Origin of the sequence: Ralstonia sp. OTU4908 (assembly GCF_038440115.1) — a bacterium.
GTDB lineage: Bacteria > Pseudomonadota > Gammaproteobacteria > Burkholderiales > Burkholderiaceae > Ralstonia > Ralstonia pickettii.
This window is the reverse complement of sequence record NZ_JASATD010000105.1, coordinates 1-477: the sequence shown is the minus strand read 5'-3', so window position 1 is coordinate 477 and position 477 is coordinate 1. Positions and strand designations below refer to the sequence as shown.

Genomic DNA, 477 nt, shown 5'->3' with positions numbered 1-477 from the left:
CTCATCAACGCACCGCGACACCTTTACTACATTCCATATTGTTAAAGAACAGCCGAACTTTTACGCTCGTCTTGGCTAGGCCAAACGCAAACACCATCGACACCGCGTCGATGCTTGCGTTTGGTAACCAAAAGGTAATGGTGGAGGATGACGGGATCGAACCGACGACCCCCTGCTTGCAAAGCAGGTGCTCTCCCAGCTGAGCTAATCCCCCAGTCACGGCAGAGAACTTCTTCCACCGTCCGTAACTTGGTGGGTCTGGTAGGACTTGAACCTACGACCCCCGCCTTATCAAGACGGTGCTCTAACCACCTGAGCTACAGACCCTTGGCTGTAACATCAAACAAACCGATAAGTGTGGACGCCTAACGTCGGATGCACGCTCTTAAAGGAGGTGATCCAGCCGCACCTTCCGATACGGCTACCTTGTTACGACTTCACCCCAGTCATGAACCCTACCGTGGTAATCGCCCTCCT

2 tRNA genes and 1 rRNA gene are annotated in these 477 nt (G+C 53.5%); all 3 read right to left on the bottom strand.

Annotation, left to right across the window (positions count from 1 at the left end):
• Positions 1 to 138: 138 nt before the first annotated feature.
• Positions 139 to 214, bottom strand: a tRNA-Ala gene (locus AAHM38_RS25520).
• 36 nt (positions 215 to 250) lie between these two features.
• Positions 251 to 327 (bottom strand) — tRNA-Ile (locus AAHM38_RS25515).
• A 60-nt stretch (positions 328 to 387) separates the two neighbouring features.
• Positions 388 to 477, bottom strand: a 16S ribosomal RNA gene (locus AAHM38_RS25510); the annotation flags it as partial.